Annotated in this window: 15 protein-coding genes and 1 pseudogene; 7 read left to right on the top strand and 9 right to left on the bottom strand. The window is 64.6% G+C overall.

Features of this window, described 5'->3' with window-relative positions:
- Nucleotides 1–685: pseudogene (locus NX1_RS27170) on the bottom strand (Fe-S oxidoreductase); the annotation flags it as partial.
- Nucleotides 686–1,023: 338 nt separating this feature from the next.
- Nucleotides 1,024–2,178, bottom strand: coding sequence for a type 2 isopentenyl-diphosphate Delta-isomerase (gene fni, locus NX1_RS27165; RefSeq protein ID WP_084501797.1), 1,155 nt, complete (start codon nt 2,176–2,178; stop codon nt 1,024–1,026).
- A gap of 1,068 nt (nt 2,179–3,246) precedes the next feature.
- Between fni and NX1_RS35645 the strand changes: the two genes are divergently transcribed.
- The 5 genes from NX1_RS35645 to NX1_RS27145 all read left to right on the top strand — a co-directional run bounded on the left by NX1_RS35645 (nt 3,247) and on the right by NX1_RS27145 (nt 9,028).
- Nucleotides 3,247–4,095 carry a ParB/RepB/Spo0J family partition protein gene (locus NX1_RS35645; RefSeq protein WP_084501796.1) on the top strand — a complete coding sequence of 283 codons (849 nt, stop codon included), beginning with the start codon at nt 3,247–3,249 and terminating at the stop codon, nt 4,093–4,095.
- Between the two features lie 78 nt (nt 4,096–4,173).
- A complete protein-coding gene (locus tag NX1_RS27160) occupies nt 4,174–4,758 on the top strand; it encodes a cysteine hydrolase family protein (RefSeq protein WP_068065113.1) in 585 nt (194 codons plus the stop codon).
- On the top strand, nt 4,755–5,771 hold the full coding sequence (gene hypE / locus NX1_RS27155; RefSeq protein ID WP_068065112.1) for a hydrogenase expression/formation protein HypE: 1,017 nt from the start codon (nt 4,755–4,757) through the stop codon (nt 5,769–5,771). The genes NX1_RS27160 and hypE overlap by 4 nt, the downstream gene beginning before the upstream one ends.
- 9 nt (nt 5,772–5,780) lie before the next feature.
- Entirely contained in the window at nt 5,781–8,135 is a 2,355-nt protein-coding gene (gene hypF, locus NX1_RS27150) for a carbamoyltransferase HypF (protein WP_068065110.1), read from the top strand.
- 2 nt (nt 8,136–8,137) lie between these two features.
- A complete protein-coding gene (locus NX1_RS27145) occupies nt 8,138–9,028 on the top strand; it encodes a bile acid:sodium symporter family protein (protein WP_068065149.1) in 891 nt (296 codons plus the stop codon).
- A gap of 35 nt (nt 9,029–9,063) precedes the next feature.
- On the opposite strand, the gene NX1_RS27140 is transcribed toward NX1_RS27145, so the two are convergent.
- Nucleotides 9,064–9,687 carry a TetR/AcrR family transcriptional regulator gene (locus tag NX1_RS27140; protein ID WP_068065107.1) on the bottom strand — a complete coding sequence of 208 codons (624 nt, stop codon included), beginning with the start codon at nt 9,685–9,687 and terminating at the stop codon, nt 9,064–9,066.
- 117 nt (nt 9,688–9,804) lie between these two features.
- A complete protein-coding gene (locus tag NX1_RS27135) occupies nt 9,805–10,047 on the bottom strand; it encodes a hypothetical protein (RefSeq protein WP_068065104.1) in 243 nt (80 codons plus the stop codon).
- Between the two features lie 217 nt (nt 10,048–10,264).
- Between NX1_RS27135 and NX1_RS27130 the strand changes: the two genes are divergently transcribed.
- Nucleotides 10,265–11,059 (top strand): hypothetical protein, encoded by a 795-nt coding sequence (locus tag NX1_RS27130; protein WP_068065101.1) that lies wholly within the window; start codon nt 10,265–10,267, stop codon nt 11,057–11,059.
- A 271-nt stretch (nt 11,060–11,330) separates the two neighbouring features.
- Here the strand turns inward: NX1_RS27130 and NX1_RS27125 are convergent, their stop codons facing one another.
- From NX1_RS27125 to NX1_RS27110, 4 genes are all read right to left on the bottom strand, one after another.
- Nucleotides 11,331–11,624 (bottom strand): hypothetical protein, encoded by a 294-nt coding sequence (locus tag NX1_RS27125; protein ID WP_068065095.1) that lies wholly within the window; start codon nt 11,622–11,624, stop codon nt 11,331–11,333.
- Nucleotides 11,614–12,063, bottom strand: a complete 450-nt coding sequence (locus tag NX1_RS27120; protein WP_068065092.1) for a MerR family transcriptional regulator — start codon at nt 12,061–12,063, stop codon at nt 11,614–11,616. The genes NX1_RS27125 and NX1_RS27120 overlap by 11 nt, the downstream gene beginning before the upstream one ends.
- Nucleotides 12,060–12,410 (bottom strand): hypothetical protein, encoded by a 351-nt coding sequence (locus tag NX1_RS27115; RefSeq protein ID WP_245668697.1) that lies wholly within the window; start codon nt 12,408–12,410, stop codon nt 12,060–12,062. The genes NX1_RS27120 and NX1_RS27115 overlap by 4 nt, the downstream gene beginning before the upstream one ends.
- Before the next feature lie 122 nt (nt 12,411–12,532).
- Nucleotides 12,533–13,246, bottom strand: a complete 714-nt coding sequence (locus NX1_RS27110) for an SDR family oxidoreductase (RefSeq protein WP_068065090.1) — start codon at nt 13,244–13,246, stop codon at nt 12,533–12,535.
- A 109-nt stretch (nt 13,247–13,355) separates the two neighbouring features.
- Between NX1_RS27110 and NX1_RS27105 the strand changes: the two genes are divergently transcribed.
- Nucleotides 13,356–14,183, top strand: a complete 828-nt coding sequence (locus NX1_RS27105; protein WP_068065143.1) for a helix-turn-helix domain-containing protein — start codon at nt 13,356–13,358, stop codon at nt 14,181–14,183.
- A 183-nt stretch (nt 14,184–14,366) separates the two neighbouring features.
- On the opposite strand, the gene NX1_RS27100 is transcribed toward NX1_RS27105, so the two are convergent.
- Nucleotides 14,367–14,969 (bottom strand): DUF6892 domain-containing protein, encoded by a 603-nt coding sequence (locus tag NX1_RS27100; RefSeq protein ID WP_068065087.1) that lies wholly within the window; start codon nt 14,967–14,969, stop codon nt 14,367–14,369.
- Between the last annotated feature and the right edge of the window lie 16 nt (nt 14,970–14,985).

The following is a 14,985-nucleotide window of genomic DNA, read 5'->3' as shown; positions in this document are numbered from 1 at the left end:
AGTTGATATTGCGGCTGACCACGACCACCCACACCAGCGCAGCCATCAGCTTGCAGAAGGCGAAGACCGACACCAGCGCGGCACTCGATGGCAGCAACTCGGCGATATGCATAGTGACGAAGTCGCTGCTGGCATGGTGCTCACCGGTGTAGGCCAGCACCAGGGCCTTCGCACCCAGCATGCTGATGCCCTCGATGAGCACGATGCACTCGACGAAGTAGGCCGCCAAGAAGTTCGAGCCGGAGAACCGCGAGAGCCGCTCGGGCCGACGCGGGTGGTTCAGCTGCCGGATGATGATCAGCGCCAGAGCACCGACGACAGTGCCAATGGCCAACAGTTCGTCGAGGAGGTGATAGACGAAGGTGTTGCCGACCCACGGCCACGTGAAAGTGGGGCTGAAGATCTGCCCCTGAGCCTGGAAGACCGTGACGAAGCCGATCAGGAAGCCGACCATCACCAGCCAGTGTGCCCAGCCGACGGTCCGGAACTTCACCATGCGGGTATGAGCGGCGAATTCCTTGACCATGGTGGCGAATCGCGGCAGGAACGGCCTGAACCGGTCAGGGGCCGACTGCCCCAGCCGGATCGTGCGCACGATATTGCGCACCGCCAATACGAACCCAGACCACGCTGCGACACCGACCAGTACGGAGATGATGCCTAACGTTGCTACCAGGGGGCTCATGCAGTGACCTTTCCCTCCCGAGGCGACGCTGCGTCGCTCAGCCTCGCCGCATCATAATACGACCTAAATTACTCACCAGTAACTTACGATCCAGGTTACCCATCGGCAGAGGATCTGCATTTACCGGAGAATCGATGCACACGTGATCCTCCCCACCATGCCGGTCGGCACACCAACCGCCGCCATCACCCGCGATGCCTGGAGCTCCCCCGCAGCCAGCGATCCGGACGACGCTGATCGAGACTCGCCGCGGCACTGAGAGAACTCCGACGCGGTCGCCGGAGACACTGTGTGCCACAAGACCATTCGATACGACCACACTCGCCAGGTCAGAGCCTTCAGGCGCGATGATCATCAACCTTCACAGGGTGTGCGACGTCGGAGGATGCGGCTCGTAGGGGTTCTTGCCGCAGAGGCTTTCGGGAGCGCCGGGCGTAGGCGGCTGGGTCGATTCCGCGCAGTCCGCAAGTCTCGGCGAGTCGGCCGGTCAGCATCACGTCGGTGTCCGCAAGCGCGCACACGGTTTCGGCGCCGAGCAGCATCATGAGCTGCCGGATTCGAGTGATCCATGTGTTGATCGCCGCGATCAACGCATCGATGCCCTCTGCCTCGAGAATCGAGAGGAAGTGTCCCGATACCCCCACCGCACTGGCGCCGAGCGCAAGGCCGCGAACGACATCGAGCGGAGTTCGCACCCCACCAGAAGCGAGCAGTGTGACCCCGTTCCGAAGGGCCACCTCGGCTGCGTCGACCAGGCAGGCCGGGGTGGACAAGCCCCAGTCGGCGAGAAGGTCGAAGTCGGCTCGTTGCCTCCTGGCGTTCTCGATCAGCGCGAAATTCGTTCCACCGGTTCCGGATACGTCAACGATCCGGACGCCGAGGTCGGTCAGTTGCGTGACAGTGTCGGCACTGATCCCGAACCCGACTTCCTTGACGATCACCGGTACGTCGAGCGTCTCCGTCAGGCGCGCGATATTGCGCGGCCAGGCCGAGAAGTCCCGGTCCCCCTCCGGCATCACGATCTCCTGGATCGCATTGACGTGCACCTGAAGTGCGTCGGCTCGCAACAGCTCCACCGCCCGCGCCGCCATCTGCGGTGTGGCGTTGGCGTTGACATTGGCGATGACATAGCCATCCGGATTCTCGCGGCGCAGTATGCGGTACGTCTCGGCCACCGAACCGTCTGCCAGGTACGCGCTCATCGAGCCCGAGGCGATCGCCAAGCCGGTCTCACGGGCGGCGATCGCCAGCCCGCGATTCACCTCGCCGGTGCGGGGGCTGCCGCCGGTCATCGCGTTGATGTACAACGGGACAGGCCAGGTCGCGCCCCCGACCTCGGTGGCAAGAGAAATAGCGCGCTCCGCGGTGCCGCGTAGAGCGTGGTGAACGAACGCGACTTCGTCGAACGGACACGGGCGATGCCCGGCCATCGACTCGCGTTGCTGTGCGACGGCCAGACGGACATGATCGTCCTTGCGGCTCGCATAGCTCATCTGATGCTCTCTTTCCTCTCGTGGACACCGCACCGAGTTCCTCAGCGAGACAGCGCAATCGGGCTCGCATGGCCATCCCGGACACGGCAGCCGGATCCCAGCGCGATCGCCCGCGGCGCTCGGTGTGACCTCGCCCGCTCGCGGAACTACACCCTCGCTTGCGGGTCCAACTGTTCCGTGTCGGCTCGGCGTCTCAGCAAGCGTCGAGGGTCGGGATTCGGTCAGATGCCCAACAGAATTTCCCTGGAATCGACCACAGAAATTGAGAACCGCTGATTCGACAAAGGAGATCAGCAGCTGGTTACCGGCGAATCGGTCGGCCTTGTTCGAGCCAGGATCAGCGATTGTCCCAGACGATGGTTGATGCCGGCTCGGCGAATTCGATGCCGGCGATGGATTATAGCAGCTTTTCCCCGACCCGACCTCGGATACGAGTCGACCATAACTGTCTCTACGAATTCAATTATTATCAAGATCACCCGCTGAACAAATTGAACAATTCGAACAATTCGATCTCATACCGGCTGCGCGGTGCTATCAGTAAGGACCGATCAGGCACCCGGCTGCGAGCCGATGCGCCTGGCGGGCCCGCACCCACGCCAGGTAGGTGACCTGCGGCAATGGACGGAATCATGGTGTGCAACTGCGGCTTCCACCCAGTTGGACAGCCCCCGGGTCGGCCGTCCCCCACGAATGGATCGGCACAGCTCGCAGCGCACCGAGGGCGTCGGCACATAGAGAAGGTTTGTCGACCCAATAAATGCATCCAGGCGTCCCGAACTCCCCCCGAGGACCATAGACCAACTTTTGTTACGCCAACCACGATCATGTCCACTTGCCCGACGGATGCGCCTGCGGTAATTTGCGAAAGTAGATCTGATCTTGAAAGGTAGGGGGACTGAGCAGTTGAGTCATTCCTCGAAATCGAATCGCGTCAAACAATCTTTAGAGATCGCATCGCTTGTAACTATCGGATCCCCCAGATCCCAAGGTGAGGATCAATCGCACATAGAACGGTTGGTCGAGGCCGAATGGCCTTTACCACCGATTCTCGTCCATCGGCCCACAATGCGAGTAATCGACGGATTTCACCGCACAGTCGCCGCGCGACTGAAGGGATTCACACATATTGATGCATATCTGGTGGATGGTTCAGAGGAGCTCGCCTTCATCGTCGGGGTCCAAGAGAACGTAACCCACGGTCTGCCGTTGTCCTTGGCCGATCGGCGTAGCGCTGCCGAACGAATCATCAGAACGCATCCGCACTGGTCGGACCGTTCGATCGCGACCACCGCGGGCCTATCCGCCAAGACGGTGGCATCGATCCGGAGCTCTATCGACGACAACTCACAGTCGAGCCATCGCTTGGGTAGCGACGGCCGCCTACGACCCGTAGATACCAACTCGGCCCGGCGAGCCGCCGCTGAGCTCATCGCTGCCCGCCCCGACGCATCCCTTCGTAGCATCGCCCAAGAAGTGGGCCTCTCTCCGTCGACCGTTCGTGACGTACGCGCCAGGCTCGAACGCGGGGACGATCCACTAATCAATTCAGACGAAAACAAGGCCCCCCGTACCCGATCGGCCCCGGAGCGCAAACTATCGAACGCGCGTGATCGGCTTACACCCTCGCCGGACGCCAAGAAGCCCGCGGATCTCGATACCATCCTGGCTTTACTGTCACGTGACCCAGCGCTACGCATGAGCGCCAACGGTCGCGAACTCCTTCGCTGGCTGCACCAACGCGCAGTGAACAGCGACGATGCCCAGAAGATAGCTGATACCATTCGGCCCCATTCCCGCGACCACATGATCGAATTCGCGCACCAATGCGCGGCCAACTGGTCGAGGATCGCCCAGGATCTGCAAAGTGGCGCGCATGACGCGCAGAGCAGCTCGCCGAATTCCAAGTCGGCTTGAGATCCGTAATATCCATCCATTTGGAACCATTCACATGATGCTCCTCGGCGAGCTCATTCGATTACCAGAGGAATCGGCATGTCCAAGATCGCAGTCATAACAAGCGGCCTGCAGTACGATATCGTCGGTAAGAATCCGGAGCGTACGGCGGCAATTGCGGCGGCGACTCCACATCTGTCGGGATTCTTGTCCGCCATGAGGCGACGTGGTCATCCCGTGTTTCACCTGCAACTCATCAACGAACCGGACGATCCCCTCGCCGAGCGGTACGACGGCCGCGTCCCCGCCCTGCGAGGCACGCCGGGCGCCGAGGTGGTTCGCGAGTTCCTCGACTCGGATGATGTGGTTCAGGAGAGGAGCAAGGACAGCGGCTTCTACGAGACCGACCTGCACGACAGGCTCCAGGCCTTGGGGGTCGAGACCTTGATACTCGTCGGTCTGCAAACACAGATTTGTATTCAGACGACGGCAGCCGACGCATTCTTTCGTGGATACATCGTCGGAGTGCCGAGCGACTGCGTATTCTCCGCTTTCGAATCCGACCGTCAGCGCGCACTCGAATGGCTCGCAGGTTACTGCGCCACAGTTGCCAGTTCCGAAGAAATTCTGCTGATGATAGACGGGAACGGCGGCCTCCCCCGGAAAGAGACCAAGACGCCATGACCCTCGCAACCCGGAAGATCCAACTCGACCACGGCACGGGTGCGGCGCTGTCCACCGAGCTCGTGGACTTCATCGCGGAGTCACTGAGTGATGTCTATGTGGGCGAGATGGAGGACAGCGCGGTCCTGCCCGTGGAGAGTAGCCGTATCGCGATGACTACGGACAGCTTCGTGGTCGACCCTCCGTTCTTCGGCAACGGCGACATAGGAAAAATCGCGGTCTGCGGGACCGTCAACGATCTCGCCGTCTCAGGAGCGTCTCCCCGCTATCTCACGCTCGGGATGATTCTGGAGACGGGATTACCGTTCGATCACCTGTACCGTGTGCTGACCTCCATTCGGGAGACCGCACGAGAAGCAGGTGTGCAGATCGTGTGCGGCGATACGAAGGTCGTACGCGCTGGAGAAGCGGATCAGCTGTACCTCAACACGAGTGGGGTCGGCTTCTTCGCGCGGGAGCCCCTGCGAATGGATTCCGTGCGCTCCGGAGACGCGGTCATACTTTCTGGCCCCCTCGGTAACCACACTGTTCATCTGCTATCGATCAGGGAAGGTCTCGGTTTCGAAAGCCGCGTCCTCAGCGACTGCGCACCGCTCAACTCCATGATCGACCGATTGTTCGCCGCCGTGCCTGCCGGATCGATTCACTCGATGCGTGATGTCACGCGAGGCGGACTATCGGCTGTGCTGCACGAGTACGCGGGCAGGTCGGACAAGGCCATCATGATCGATGCGCCGGCATTGCCCATCCAGCACGAGACCGCGATGGCGGCGGACATGCTCGGGATAAATCCGCTGCACTGTGCCAACGAAGGTTGCCTGGCGATTTTCGTCGATCCCGACGCGGCCGATGACGTGCTCGCCGCACTCCACGGGCACGAGTACGGCCGGCACGCCGCAGCGATCGGCGAAGTAACCGACCGAGATGGCGCCGCGGTGATCCTCCGGGATGCCAAAGGTCGCGAATCGACGCTTCAACCGCTGCGGGGCGCGGAGCTGCCCCGGCTGTGCTGACCCATCGCCATGACCGAACAAGCAACCTGGAAGATCAGGGTCACCGGTGTCGTTCAGGGAGTGGGCTATCGCCCGTTCGTCTACAAGCTTGCCCGTGAGCGACAACTAGTTGGATGGGTTCGTAACGATCCAGAGGGCGTGCTCATAGAGGCGAGTGGCCGCGAGTCGGCGCTGCTACTTTTCAGCGAGGAGCTGGCGACCGAGGCGCCGGAACTGGCCAGAGTCGATTACGTGGAAGCCCTCAGCAAATCGGTGGGACAGTCGGCGGCCACCCGTTTCGACATCGTGAACAGTGAACGCAACGGGGCAAAAGTTGCCCTGGTGCCCGCTGACACGCACGTGTGTGCCGACTGTCTGGCCGAACTGCGCGATCCAACCGACCGCCGTTACAGATACCCGTTCATCAACTGCACGAACTGCGGCCCACGGTATTCGATCGTGCGCGCGCTTCCTTACGATCGGTCGCAAACCACAATGCACTCCTTCGTGATGTGCGAGAGGTGCGACCAAGAGTATCGAGATCCGGCAAGCCGTCGCTTTCACGCTCAGCCCAATGCCTGTGCGGAATGCGGACCGCATCTGTTTCTCGCCGACCGGTGCGGAACAGTCCTCCAAGGCGAGGCGGCACTACAGCAGTGCGCACGGGAGTTGATGGCTGGACGTGTTGCGGCTGTCAAGAGTGTCGGGGGCTTCCACCTCGCCGTGGATGCCAGGAGCGCCGAGTCGGTGGCCTTGCTCCGTGAGCGCAAACGCCGGGATTCGAAACCCTTCGCCGTCATGGTTCGGGATCTGGCTACCGCTCATCGGATCGTAGAACTATCCGCGGCGGAGGAAGAACTGCTGCGCTCGCCGGCCAGGCCGATCCTGCTCGCTCGCAAACGCCCCGGCTCGGTCCCGGAAAGTGTCGCTCCGAGGAATCCGAACCTAGGTCTGATGCTGCCATCGGCACCGCATCATCACCTGCTGCTGGACGAAGCAGGCTTGGACGTATTGGTCATGACGAGCGGAAACATCTCCGGCTATCCGATCGTCCATCGAAACGAGGACGCCCTCCAGCAACTCTTCGAAATCGCCGATGTGATCCTCTACCACGACCGCGAAATCGAGACCAGAGTGGACGATTCCGTGGTTCGGTTGTCATCGCATCCCGAATTGGACAGCCCATTGCTGACGTTCCTGCGTAGAGCGCGGGGTTACGCACCGTATCCGGTAGAAGTCGGTCGTCCGCTGGCTCCCCTCGTCGCCTATGGCGCCGAACTCAAGACGACGGTGGCGCTGTCCGCCGGTTCCCGCGTCTACCTCAGCCAGCATATCGGCGACCTGAAGAACGACGAAACCTTCGCCTCTCATCACAAGACCGCGGCACACCTGGCGTCGCTCTACGATCTCCGCCCTGCGGCGGGCATTTACGACATGCACCCGGACTTCCGTGCCAGCCGTGCCCACCAAGGTATCGGTGAACAGGGCGATCCGATGTTCGTCCAGCACCATCACGCTCATATGGCCGCATGCATGGCGGAGAATCGACTCACCGGACAGGCCATCGGTGTGGTCTTCGACGGAGCCGGCTACGGCACCGACGGCACCATGTGGGGCGGGGAGTTCTTGGTCGGGGGCTTCGAAAGGTTCGAGCGGGCAACGCATCTGCGACGCCTGGCGCTGATCGGCGGTGACCGAGCGGTACGCGAACCGATTCGAACCGGGGTATCGATCGCTTTGGACACGTTCGGCGATATCGACGTGGCCGCGCAGGCATTCCCGGAAATCGCCCGGCTCGAGACGGACCGTCGGCACGTGTATTCGACGATGCGGGCGCGACGCATCAATTCTCCCGAAGTTACGAGCATGGGTCGGCTGTTCGATGGAGTCGCTGCCCTGCTGGGCGTGTGCTCACACGCCGAGTACGAAGCCCAGGGCCCGATCGAGTTGGAGGGCTTGCTCGACCGTGACCTCGACGTGGCCGACGGATACGAGTTCGCTCATGACACAACCGAAGTCGACTTCAGACCTGTGATCCGCGCGATCGCGGCGGACCTCGCCGCTGACATACCGCTCGCCGAGATCAGCCGTCGGTTTCATTCCGGCGTGGTCGCCATGGTGCGACGGCAGTGCCGCGAGATCTCCCGCGGCACCGGCATACGGCAGGTCGTGCTTTCCGGCGGTGTGTTCCTCAACGAATTCCTATTGGTCAACTGCATCACGATGCTCCGACGAGAAGGCTTCGAGGTTTACAGCCACCGCCAGGTCCCCCCGAACGACGGGGGCATCGCGCTCGGCCAGTTGATGGTCGCGAACTCGATAGCTGATCTGGGCGAACGCGCAGATTTGGTGCCCGGCGTGGGTGGCAGGGCCCAGCAGGAGTGATGATGGGTTCCACGATTTTCGCGATCCTCTTACCGGCCGCACTGGCGCTGGTGATGTTCGGGTTGGGTCTGACGCTGACGACTGGGGATTTTCGCCGGGTGGTGCGATATCCGAAGGCGGCGTTGATCGCGCTCGCTTGTCAGATGGTGTTGCTGCCTGCCATCTGCCTGCTGCTGATCGAATTGTTCGGGCTGACCGGAGCGCTGGCCGTCGGCATGATGCTGTTGGTCGCCTCGCCGGGGGGCACGTCGGCGAATCTGTTCAGTCATCTCGCGGGCGGGGATGTGGCGTTGAATATCACGCTCACCGCGATCAATTCGGTGCTCGCGGCGTTCACGATGCCGATCGTGATCGCGCTGTCGGTGGCCGGGTTCATGGACGACGACGCCTCCGTCGGGCTGCAACCGGCCAAGCTCGTGCAGGTGATCGTGATCGTGCTCGTGCCGGTGGCGATCGGCATGTGGGTCGATCGCGCGTTCCCGGGGTTCTCCGAGCGGATGCGCAAGCCGGTGAAGGTAGCCTCGTTGGTGGTGCTCGTCATGGCCGTCACCACCGCGGTGGTTTCCGAATTGGACACCGTGCGTGACAATTTCGGGCGACTAGGGATGATCACGCTGACGCTGTCGGTGCTGAGCCTGTCGATCGGATACTTCGTGCCGCGATTGTTCGGGGTCGGCACCGGCCAGGCCATCGCCTCGTCCATGGAGATCGGCATCCACAATGCGACGCTCGCCATCGCGGTCGCGGTGTCGGCGCTCGGGAACGAAACCATGGCGGTGCCGGGCGCGACCTACGGCGTCGTTATCGCCGGTCCGGCCGCGGTTGCGGCGTATTTGCTTGCACGGCAGGCGAAGTCAACGGTGGACCGGAAGGAATCCCTTGACCCGGCCTGAGGAGGCGTCCTCGTCGACAGCGAGACCCCGGGCGGTCAGACAGGCTTGGCGTACAAAGTGAGAGTGTCGTCGACGCAGCGTGCGATGAAGGCGCTGTCGAGGGGTTCGTCACCGACGAGGAGCCGGAAATACAGTGGGGCGGAGAGGGTTTCGATGACGGATCGAGCGTTCACGCCCTCGGGGAGTTCACCGCGTTCGACGGCTCTGCCAATGACCTGCGAGCTGCGCTGGAAACGATCTTCCCAGAAGTGCCTGCGCGCGGCGGCGACCTCGGGGTCGGCCGACAGGGCGATGGTGGTGCCGACCAACCGCGCGATGCCAGGGCCAGAGATCAGCTGCGCGATCTGTTCAGCCAGCAGCCGCAGGTCGCCGCGCAGTGTGCCGGTGTCCGGCATGGGATTACCGGCGGCGGCCAACTCGGTCACGGCCTCGGCGATCAGTGCCGTACGCGAGCCCCAGCGCCGGTAGATCGTCGTCTCGGCGACACCGGCTCGGGCCGCGACATCACCGATGGTCAACCCTTCGATGCCGTGCTCGGCGACCTGGTCCAGCGTCGCGGTGAGAACGGCTTCCCGCACTCGGGCAGACCGTCCCCCGGTCCGCTTGCGCGGAACCCGGGCCACCGGTTCCTCGTCGACATCGCGGCCACGCTGATTCATGGCCCTGTTCTACTCGACGGCACCCTTGCCTGCCGAATACGCCCGGCCCTGGCGTGGCGGCGGCCGCGGTCGGCTCGGACGGATCAGCGCAGGTACGTCGCGATCCAGTTGCCGAATTCAGGCGAGATGCCACTGGTGCTCGGCGACGTACAGACCAGGTACCGCGGCGGGGAACGCGACTTTCAGCTGACTGCGGAACCCGCCGCCGGGTTCGTCACGGAACTGGTGGCACACGCCGCCGATGAGTTCCCCGTCCGCGAGTGAGGCGGTTCCAGCAGCAGTCAGCGAGTAGGCCGGGTCCGCGACGACCACCACTCTCGCCCTGTCGGTGTAGTCGACGAGGAACCGGCTGGCCAGCACCGCGCCCAGCCCGTGGCCAATAAAAGCTAGAAAAACTTGCGTTTACTTCGCCCGAGGGGCATCCTTCAAGCAAATAGCCGTGGCGTCCAACGATTGACGGGCTGACCTGCACACCACCCCGAGACCCAGTGGGCGACCACTGGGATCGACGGGGTGGGCAACGGACGCCGTCTCGCAGGCTGTCATCGAAACCGGAGCAGGAGAGGCAGGAAGCGTGATGGTCGATTCGATCGACATCCGTGCGTTCGTCGGGGGCCGCGAAGTCTCGCGCCGACAGGTGCGGGAGTGGGAAGCGCGGCGTGCCGCAGCGGTGCTGGCGAAGTTCGCCGCGCGCCTGGGACGTCTCGCGACAGCCGAGCTCATGCACGATGCCACGATCGGCGAGCTGCTCGGATCCCCGCTCGATGTGCAGCGCTCAGCACTGACCACACTGAAAACCGAGCTGGGCCACGCGGGCATCTACGCCATGCTCAAACGCGAGGTGGCGTTCTCCGAGCGCGTGGCGCGAACGGGTGTCGCCATGAGCAGGGGCCGGACCAAGCACGCCGCCACCCGCCTGGAAGTCCCGAACTACTCCGCCGAACGGTTCGCCGCCTGGTTCGAGAACTTGACCATCAGCAACGCCGAAACCGATATGGTCGACGCCTGCCCTGACCACTACCTGCTGCGCGGGCTGCCCGACGGCCGCCAGGAAGTCGTCGAAACCACCGGCGGGTCCCCGGCGGCGTCGCGATTCCTCGTCGACTACAGCAGAACCGAGGCCCTCACCATCCCCGCCGATCCCGCCTACCCAGTCCAGATCGCGGGCTCCGCCCTGCTCGACGACGGGCTGGTCATCGGCGGGGTCCGCCACCAATTCCGCGACCGCGACGGCACTCTCGAAGCTTTGCTGACCGTGCAGTTCCCAGCCACCGTGCCCGCCAGGTTCATTCGTCAGCACCAATGGCATCTGGCCTGCGAATTCAGCAACTGGATGATCGCGGCCGCCTCCTTCGCGGCGACGTCGCGGTGACGCTAAGGACTGCCTCCACAGCAGAAGTTTCGCAGCTGGCAGCGGTGCGGCAACGACGCCACCACGCCCGGCCGCCGCGTCGCGGGACGGTTGGCTCTCGCCTCACCCGCCACCCACCACATCGTGACCGGTTCGGCTAGGGCCGCCGACCTACGCCCCGATCCAGGCCCAACGGCGATGTTCTCGGACGCTGCCAAGCGCCCGACGGCGCAGACGACCAGCAGGATCGGACGGCACCACGGTCAGGGCCGCCGAGGTCGCGAACCGGGGCTTACGACGTGCTGGCGCAGCCGCACCCTGAACCCGCGCACCCGGCGGTCGAGTCGGTCTCGCTGGCGCATCCAGTCCGGTGGCGAACACCCGACCAGATCAGTCCGGCCACTCCGGCACCGAGCAGAACGAAGCCGAGCGGTTCCAACCACGACACGCTCAGCAGGGAGATCCCGCCGCCGAGCACACCGGTGGCGATCAGAATCGGGGCCAGACAGCAGCCGACGCAGATCAGCGCGCCCAGCCCGATCGGCGCCAACCAGCGTCGCGAACCGGTGCCGGGTTCAGCAGCCACAGTCGCCTCCCGCCCTGGGAACGCCGTCCCGGCTGTCGGTGAAAGGCACTGGGCAGCAGGGGCTTTCGCTGCATGCGATCAGGTCGTCGCAGCCGGCCGCCAGCGCGGCGCGCAGGGTGTCGCGCACCGCGGTCAGCTCGGCGAGCTTGGCGTCGACTTCGGCCAGTTTCGCGATGGCGCGGGCTTGCAACCCGGCATCGACGCGGCGGCGCCCGAACCGGGTGCCATCGAGCAAGTCGGCGACCTCTTCGAGGGTGAACCCGAGTCGCTGGGCGGCCTTGATCACCCGCAGCACCGTCAGCGCCTGCTCGGGGTAGAGCCGATGCCCGCCGAGCGAGCGCTGCGGCTCGGCGAGCAGCCCGCGACGCTCGTAGTAGCGCAGCGTCTGGGCGTTCACGCCGGCGGCCGCGGCCAGCTGACTGGTGCGCAACCCGTTCAACGCCGGTCCCCTCCGATCGCGGCGTCCACCCGGGTCGCGAGCGCGTCGAGGACTTCGACCTGGGTGTCGGGGACCTCGATACGCATCACCGGCCCATCACCGGTGGCCTGGAAAGTGAAGGCGAAGAACGAGCAACACACCGACTCGCGGGCGGCCAGATCACGGCCTGCCGGTTCGGCGTCGGCGTCCAGCAGCAGGTCGAGCCGGGTGCGCGCAGGCCGATCGGAACTCCGCACGGACTCGGCGAAGAACCGATCGAACTCCGCGATCCGCACCGGCTGCTCAGCGGTAGGCAGCGTGCACGCAGCCGGCACCCGATCCCCGTAAGAAGGCGTATTCATCGTCATGACGCCACGGTAAGCCTGTACCTGGGTACAGGATGCAACCCCGACGCGAGCGACGCGCACCCGCAGCCACGCCCCGAGGTCATCCGAGAACCGATCCGATCATTACCTCCTTCCCGACCCGATCAGGTGAGACGGTGACCGCCGTCGACGTGGAGCACGGTCGCGGTGATGAACTGGTTGCGCATCACCGCCAGGAACGCCTGCGCGATGTCGTCGGGGGTGCCGATGCGGCGGGCGGGAAGCCGTTGGGACAGTTCGGCGAACGCCGCTTGTTTGTCCATGCCGAGTTGGTTCCAGATGGGCGTGTCGACCCAGCCGGGCGATATCACGTTCACTCGCACCGGCGCCATTTCGATCGCCAGCCCGGAGGCCAGGGAGGCCAGCGCGCCATTGGCCGCGGCCATGATCGTGTTCGATCCGTTCGGTCGATACGCGTTGATACCCGAAGTGAAGGTGAGCGATCCGGTCACTTTCCCGGCCGCGTGCTTGCCGACCAGCCACGCGCCGAGCAGCTTGGTGTTCAGGACGGAACGGGCTATGTCGGTGGAAGCCAGAGCAGTCGGGCCGTACACACCGGTCGCGTCGGCCGCGGTGATGGCCACGTGGCCCACCTGCCGGTCCTCGGCGAACAGTTCCGCCACGTCTTCCTCTCGACCGATGTCGGCTCGTATGGTCCGCACCCGGCCGCCTCCGGCTTGTTCCAGTTCCGCGCGCGCCGCGTCGAGCCGCTCGCCGGATCGGCCGACGATGGTCACGTCCTCCCCCTCGGCCACGAGGACACGGGCGAGGGCGAATCCCATCCCGGAGCCGCCACCGATGATCATTACCTCAGTCATGGCTCCAAACTGCGCCCTCGCCGAAGGTCGTTGAAGGCCGCGCGGTTCCTGGGTGTGACACGGCCACCCAGAGTCGCTCGGCCGCTGGCACACTCGACGAGTGAACGCGATGGCCGAGTTTCTCCGGATCCGGCGCGGGTCGATCGGCCCCGCCGAAGTGGGCCTGCCGATCGGACCGGGCATCAGACGAGCTCCAGGGCTGCGGCGCGAGGAGCTGGCCGCGTTGGCGGGCGTGAGCGTGGACTACTACACGCGCATCGAGCAGGGCCGGGAAACCGCGCCCAGTGACGCGGTGCTCGGCGCGTTGGCCAGGGCCTTGCGACTGACCGATGACGAGCACGCCCACCTGCTCGCCCTCGCCGATCGCGCCGCCGGTCGTTCGCTACGGCGGCGCCCCGCCGATCCCCAACCGATCCGCCCAGGCCTGCGATTGCTGCTGGAATCGGTCCGGCCCAGCCCGGCGTACGTGCTCGACGAGGTCAACGACGTGCTGTCGGCCAACCCGGAGGGTCTGGCGCTGATGCCTGGACTCGGCGACTGGCCTCCCGCGGCGCGCAACACGATCCGCTACACCTTCCTGCACACGGCCGCCCGGACACTGTTCGCGGACTGGGACCGGGTGGCCCGCAACTGTGTCGCCCATCTGCACTCCGCCGAACCGGCTTCTCCGGGACCCGTCGCCGAGCTGGTCGACGAATTATCCGCCGCCAGTGGTGAATTCGCGGCGTTATGGCGAAGGCACGAGGTATTGGTCAAGCGCGGCGGCGAAACGGCATTCCGGCATCCGCTGATCGGCAAGGTCACGCTCGCCAACGAAGTACTCCACCACGCAGGCGGCGGTCAGCGAATGCTGGTCTACCAAGCCGCACCCGGCACAGCCGAACACGACGCCCTGGTATTGCTGGCCATGGCCACGCAGAACGCGGGTGCGTCATAGCGAAGACCCCGATGGCCACCGGACATCCGACGCATACATCCGGGACACTCGGCCCGGCCGTCGGCCCAGAAGAGTACGCCTTGTCAGCGCGGACGTCGTCCGGTCAAGTGCGTTGCGTGCCGCCCACAGCCCCGATCATCTGGGCCCGGCGGCCCTCGCGGCCCTCCGACCGACGGTGCGAAATCACCAGCCGTGCACCGATACCCCGCGCGCCCGCAGCGCACTCATGACGTCGAGCCACTCCTCGTTGCCTTCTGCCATGGCATTGTTGACGACCACGAGCTCGGTCAGGGCGGGCAGAGTGGCGATGACATCGAGGCCGGAATGCCGCTGGGCCGCATCCACTCTCAGGTGCCGCAGCTCGGTCAGCTCGGCGAGCGGGGCAAGACTGCATGCTTCGACCATCGAGTTGAGGTCGAGATCGACGAGCCCCGTGCACTGGCCGATCCCGTCCAGACTCGCGATCGAGAAGTGCCGACCGAAGTGCCACCATCCGGGGTAGAGCGTGTAGATCTCACGATCGCCGTCCAGGCACAGGTCGGCGACCTGCGCTACGTCTTCCGAGGTCAGCGGGAGCGTGAGCAGGAACCCCTCCAGCTCGGGCAAGTGGTCGATACCGAGGCGCTGGAGCAGGTCGTCCCAGCCCGGGCCGCCGGCCGACGCCCGGTAGGCGGTGTAGTCCTCGCGCAGCGAGGACAGCCAGTAGTAGTCGTCGACGCGCTCGGTGTACACCTCATCGAGCAGCGCAAGCCGAAGGTTGCGGTCAGCCAGTTCGATACTCGCCACAGGCCAAGCGTATTGC

Source organism: Nocardia xishanensis NBRC 101358 (genome assembly GCF_001613365.1).
GTDB classification, from domain to species: domain Bacteria; phylum Actinomycetota; class Actinomycetes; order Mycobacteriales; family Mycobacteriaceae; genus Nocardia; species Nocardia xishanensis.
The sequence above is the reverse complement of the archived record's forward strand: the minus strand, read 5'-3'. Positions and strand labels throughout refer to the sequence as shown.

Bases quoted from the DNA above. Each gene is read 5' to 3' on its own strand.
- fni (WP_084501797.1), bottom strand. From the start codon at position 2,178: ATGAGCTATGCGAGCCGCAAGGACGATCATGTCCGTCTGGCCGTCGCA.
- NX1_RS35645 (WP_084501796.1), top strand. From the start codon at position 3,247: ATGCGAGTAATCGACGGATTTCACCGCACAGTCGCCGCGCGACTGAAG.
- NX1_RS27160 (WP_068065113.1), top strand. From the start codon at position 4,174: ATGTCCAAGATCGCAGTCATAACAAGCGGCCTGCAGTACGATATCGTC.
- hypE (WP_068065112.1), top strand. From the start codon at position 4,755: ATGACCCTCGCAACCCGGAAGATCCAACTCGACCACGGCACGGGTGCG.
- hypF (WP_068065110.1), top strand. From the start codon at position 5,781: ATGACCGAACAAGCAACCTGGAAGATCAGGGTCACCGGTGTCGTTCAG.
- NX1_RS27145 (WP_068065149.1), top strand. From the start codon at position 8,138: ATGGGTTCCACGATTTTCGCGATCCTCTTACCGGCCGCACTGGCGCTG.
- NX1_RS27140 (WP_068065107.1), bottom strand. From the start codon at position 9,687: ATGAATCAGCGTGGCCGCGATGTCGACGAGGAACCGGTGGCCCGGGTT.
- NX1_RS27130 (WP_068065101.1), top strand. From the start codon at position 10,265: ATGGTCGATTCGATCGACATCCGTGCGTTCGTCGGGGGCCGCGAAGTC.
- NX1_RS27115 (WP_245668697.1), bottom strand. From the start codon at position 12,410: ATGACGATGAATACGCCTTCTTACGGGGATCGGGTGCCGGCTGCGTGC.
- NX1_RS27110 (WP_068065090.1), bottom strand. From the start codon at position 13,246: ATGACTGAGGTAATGATCATCGGTGGCGGCTCCGGGATGGGATTCGCC.
- NX1_RS27105 (WP_068065143.1), top strand. From the start codon at position 13,356: ATGGCCGAGTTTCTCCGGATCCGGCGCGGGTCGATCGGCCCCGCCGAA.